Here is a 4,621-nt window from a genome sequence, read left to right on the forward strand (position 1 = left end):
CATGATGGTCCCCAGACCCCTGCAATAATGCAAAAATGGAACAGAAACGGAATAATACGGGGGTCCGGGGACCATGATGGTCCCCAGACCCCTGCAATAATGCAAAAATGGAACAGAAACGGAATAAGCCATTCCTTCAAAGTTCCGGCCAACTCCCGCACCGTCTCGACGGACGGCTCTTTTTGTAGCTGGAATCGTCGTCCGTGCCGGTTGACCAGTCCCGTGTCACGGGAGGTGGGGAAAACAAGGCCTGCCGATCAGTTCCACAGGTTGATCGGGGAGGTGACGTTTTCCGATTTCAGGAAGGCCACTTCGATTTTGGTCAACAGGTAGAGGACTTCGCGACCCAGACTGACGACCTCTTTGTAGGCATTTTCCGAGCCTGGAATGTTCTTGCGACGCAGGAGACGAACGGTCTCTTCGGCTTTGGCGTGAAATTGCTGATGAATGCGATCCAGTTCCTGAATCATTTCCGGATATTGCCCGGTGGCCAGACCCACCCCGTGGATCCAGATGCCCACCGCGCAGGTTCGGTCGCTGCCCAGATCCGCCTCCCGACCCCAATGGTGGAAGGCGCGCAGCAGTTCCCTCGACCAGCGCAGATGCATCAATCGGGCGTGGCTGACTTCCAGGATGCCGTGGTTTTCCGGGGCGGTCTCTTCGGCGACGTGAAACAGACGGTAGATGAGACTCTTGAAGGGATGGGAGGCGAATTGGCTCAGGGGCTTGTGTTCCAGATAGTCCAGCTCCACCTCGGTGATGTGGAACACGATATCCCGGCTGAGGGTTTGCACCCGTTGCAACTCCCGGGAGACCAGCTCCGGCGAGCCGTGGTCCAACTGGAAGAGCAGTTGAAAGGCCGTCTGGTGAAACTGCTGGTGTGCCGCGATCAGTTGCCGCACCGAACCGTAGTGTTGCATGGATTGAAAGGCTTCCCCGTTCAGCCACAAGCCGAGTTCGCACTCCTCGTGAGTCTGGAGGTGAACGGCGGGGCGCTTTTTCAGCGCCATCTCCTCCAGTTCCGTTTCCCAGACCAGGTGGGCCATACGGGCAATGCCGAGATCGATCCGTTGCATGCGCATTCCTCGTCAGGAGTGGAGGGGGGACGTGGTGGCGCCGTTTCCCAGGGGAATGACCCGAATCTCCTCTCCGATGGACTGTTCCAGGGCAATCTGGCTGTTGTCCACCTGGATCACCAGGGCGGGATAGTGTTGTTGCACGCAAAGCGTTGCCCCGGGGACCAGACCGATGTGCAGCAGTTTCTGCAAGCGGGAGGTTTCGTGGGTGTTGAGGAAAACGATGCGTGCCTCCTGCCCCTTGGCCAGTTGTGTCAGGGGGATGACGGCGGATTCGACGCTTTTTTTGGCTTCCAGACAGCAGGCGCCTTCCGGAATGGGGATGCCGTGGGGGCAGAAGCGGGGATGGCCCAACAGGGTGCAGATGGCTTCCACCAGCTCCGGGGCCAGGATGTGTTCGAATTCGCAGGCGGAGGTTTCGGTCTCCTCGGGGCTCTTGCCCAGTACGTCGACGATCAGCCGTTCAGCCAGGCGGTGGCGTCGCACCAGACCCCGGGCTTTTTCCATGCCTTCGGGGGTCAGGATGATGGCCTCGCCTTCCAGTCGCAAAATGCCGTTGCTGGCGAACTCGCGCAGGTAGCCCTTGTAGACGCCGGTGGGGTCGTGTTGTTGCAACGCCGGCACGGTCAGCTCGTAGAACTCGTGCAGACGCCACAGCATCTCCAGCAGTTCGTCTTTGTTGCGCATCGATTCGAGATTCATCGTGTTTCCTTATGCCAGCTGAAGCAGAAAGTTTACCAGCCCGCCCACCAGAACCGCCAGGACGATGATGACCACGTTCATGGAGATGGCCCAGCGGGCCCCGACCTCCTTGATCATCATCAGGGTATTGGAGGCACAGGGAATGAAGAGGGTCATCACCACCAGACCGACGACGATCTGTTCGAAGCTGAGTTCTCCGGCGTCCACCATATCTTTGAAATAGACCGCGCCCACCTCCCGGCGGGAGAGGACCAGGATGAAGACCTCGGTAACCTTGTCCGGCAGGGAGAGGAACCCGGTGACCATGGGGTGAAAGAAGGTTTTGAGTCCCTGCAGAATGCCGCTGTTGTCGAAGACGAACATCATGACCGCAGCGGCCATGAACATGGGGGTGGCCTCCAACAGAAACCATTTGACGCGGTAGTAGGTCTTTTTGACCACGTTGACGGGATCGGGCAGGCGGAAGGGGGGCAGCTCCAGGATGAACTCGGCGCCTTTGCCCTGCCGGGTGCCGATGAGGCGGTTGAGGATCACGCCGCAGAGGATCTGGGTGCCGGCGACGGCGCTCAGTACGATGAGCAGGGCCGAAAAGGGCACGGTGGCGAGAATGGCCATCATGATGCCCAACTGCACGGCGCAGGGCATGCCCAGGGCGATGAGGAACACCGCCATCAGACGCTCCTTGCGGGTTTCCAGGATGCGGCTGGTCAGGGTGGCCATGGTGTTGCAGCCGGTGCCCAGCACCAGGGGCAGCACCGCCTTGCCGGACAAACCGAACGGTCCCAGGCTGCGGTTGGCCAGCACGCTCAGGTTGGGCAGGTAGCCGGAATCCTCCAGAAGGTTCATGATCAGGAAGAAGACCAGCAGAATCGGCACCACCGTGACCATGGCGTTGAACAACCCCATGGTCAACAGCCCGAAATTGCCCACCAGAAAGGCGTTGAGAAAGGGGTTTTCGACCCAGCCGCCGATGGTTTCGGCCAGGGGCTTGAAGATCCAGCCGTCGAGGGCGGCGGCCATTTCGCCCGAAATGACCACCACACCGTGAAAGGTCAGCCAGAGAATGGCCAGGAAGATCGGCCAGCCCAGCAGGGGATGCCGCGAAGCTTCCGCCAGACGTTGCGACACGGTGTGGAGAGCTACCGAGGCTTTGCGGGTCACCTGGCGGGTCAGCTTTTCGGCCCACTCCTCGCGGGATTGGAAGACACGCATCTGCAGGGAGCCGGGGGAGTGTTTCCAATGCGCCTCCCGCAGGATCTCCCGGACTTTGGGAGCCATCTCCGGGCCGAAATGGGTTTCCGGAAAGCGGGAGGAGAGGGAGGGGTCGAGCAGGGTGCGCAGAAGATGACCTTTCGATGGTCTTTTGCCGCTGTCGAAGAGATTGGCCAGACGGGTCAGGTTCTGCTCCACGTCCTCGGGGTAGCAAACGGCCTCGACCGGAACCGAGGGGGATTGCAACAGGCTCAACACCTTTTTCAGGCCGATGCCGTGGCTGGCGTCGCTCTCCACCACCGGCAGACCCAACTCCCGGGAGAGGGTGACGCAGTCGATGACGATGCCCCGGCGAGCCGCCTCGTCCGCCTTGTTGAGGCAGAAGACCGTGGGAATGCCGAGTTCCTGAATCTGGGCCAGGAGAATCAGGCTTTGTTTGAGGCGCAGGGCGTCGCCGCAGAAGAGGATGCGACACGGGCGCTCCTCCAGCAGCAGGGCGATGGTGGCCTCCTCATCCCGGCTCATGGCGCTGAGGGAGGAGATGCCGGGGGTGTCGACGCACTCCACCGGGTGGCCATGCAGCACGATGCGCTTGTGATTGAGCGTCACCGTGGTTTGCGGATAGTTGGCCACCATGGCGTATGTCTGGGCGATGGCGTTGAACAGGGTGCTTTTGCCCGAGTTGGCCGGACCCACGATCACCAGTTTGTTGGTGCAGTCGCTTTGCCGGGCCGGGACGGGAAAGGGCAGGGGTGTGGCCAGGGTGGCGCTCATGGACATGGGGTTCGCTCTTTCGTGCTATCGTTCGATCTGCTTGGCGATGGTGGGTATGGTGAGGGCTAACAGATCCCGGACCTGCAAACCATCCGGGACCTTCCTGACCACGCGGCTGACGCTGACCGCCTTGCGGCTGATCCGGGCGAAGGGTTCCCAGAAGGCCTTGGGCACGGTGAGGCGTCCGGCCGCATCGAATTCAAACATGAAGGCTTCGTTGGGGTCAATCTGGAAAATGAGTCTCAATTCGGAAATCGTCTTGGGGCTGAGGGTGAACGTCTCCCCCCGTCGGGAGGCGGTGTGGTTGAGCAGTCCTTCCAGGGAGAAGACGAGGTCGCCGTTTTGATCTCTTTTGAAACTCAGATTCCCTTTGGAGCGCCCTTTTGGTGGCGATATCTTCTCGAAGGGGGTGTCCCGGAGGCGATCCATCGCGCTGAAGTGTTTGGCGAACGGAGCCAGGGTCGGGTGCATCCGGGATGATGCGGAAGAGGCTTTTCCCACCTCCTGGCGGGGTTGCCCACCGGTGGTTTCGGAAGGGGGATCGACAGGGGTGGCTTTGGCCGTGGCTTTGCCCGTGGAGGGTGCCGGTTTCCCCGGAGCGGGGGGGGTGGCGGCCGGCGGACGGGTTGGAGAGACTTGCAAGGTCTCCGCTGGGCCTGTCCGGAAAACGAAGACCTTCTCCTCTTCCACGGGTGCGGAGGGGGTGACGCCGGTTTCCTTCGGAGCGGGAGGGGGCTCCGTCGTGCTTGCCGTTCCCTTCGGAGCGGGTGAGGCCTCGGGGGGGGGGGAGCTGCGCCACGGCTGCCGGCGTCCCCGGTGGGGCCGGCAGTTCCCGGATGGCGGGGGTCGGTACTGCG

General features: G+C 61.5%; 4 protein-coding genes. All 4 read right to left on the reverse strand.

Annotated features, from left to right (window positions below):
* Positions 1-257 precede the first annotated feature (257 nt).
* The 4 genes from HQL56_18385 to HQL56_18400 are packed head-to-tail and all read right to left on the reverse strand — an operon-like array spanning position 258 to position 4,406.
* Complete coding sequence (locus HQL56_18385) at positions 258-1,076, reverse strand: CZB domain-containing protein (protein MBF0311486.1); 819 nt, start codon at positions 1,074-1,076, stop codon at positions 258-260.
* A 12-nt stretch (positions 1,077-1,088) separates the two neighbouring features.
* A complete protein-coding gene (locus HQL56_18390; GenBank protein ID MBF0311487.1) occupies positions 1,089-1,778 on the reverse strand; it encodes a metal-dependent transcriptional regulator in 690 nt (229 codons plus the stop codon).
* 9 nt (positions 1,779-1,787) lie between these two features.
* Positions 1,788-3,770 carry a ferrous iron transport protein B gene (gene feoB / locus HQL56_18395; protein MBF0311488.1) on the reverse strand — a complete coding sequence of 661 codons (1,983 nt, stop codon included), beginning with the start codon at positions 3,768-3,770 and terminating at the stop codon, positions 1,788-1,790.
* Between the two features lie 18 nt (positions 3,771-3,788).
* Entirely contained in the window at positions 3,789-4,406 is a 618-nt protein-coding gene (locus HQL56_18400) for a hypothetical protein (protein MBF0311489.1), read from the reverse strand.
* Positions 4,407-4,621 lie beyond the last annotated feature (215 nt).

Source organism: Magnetococcales bacterium (assembly GCA_015231925.1).
Lineage (GTDB): Bacteria > Pseudomonadota > Magnetococcia > Magnetococcales > JADGAQ01 > JADGAQ01.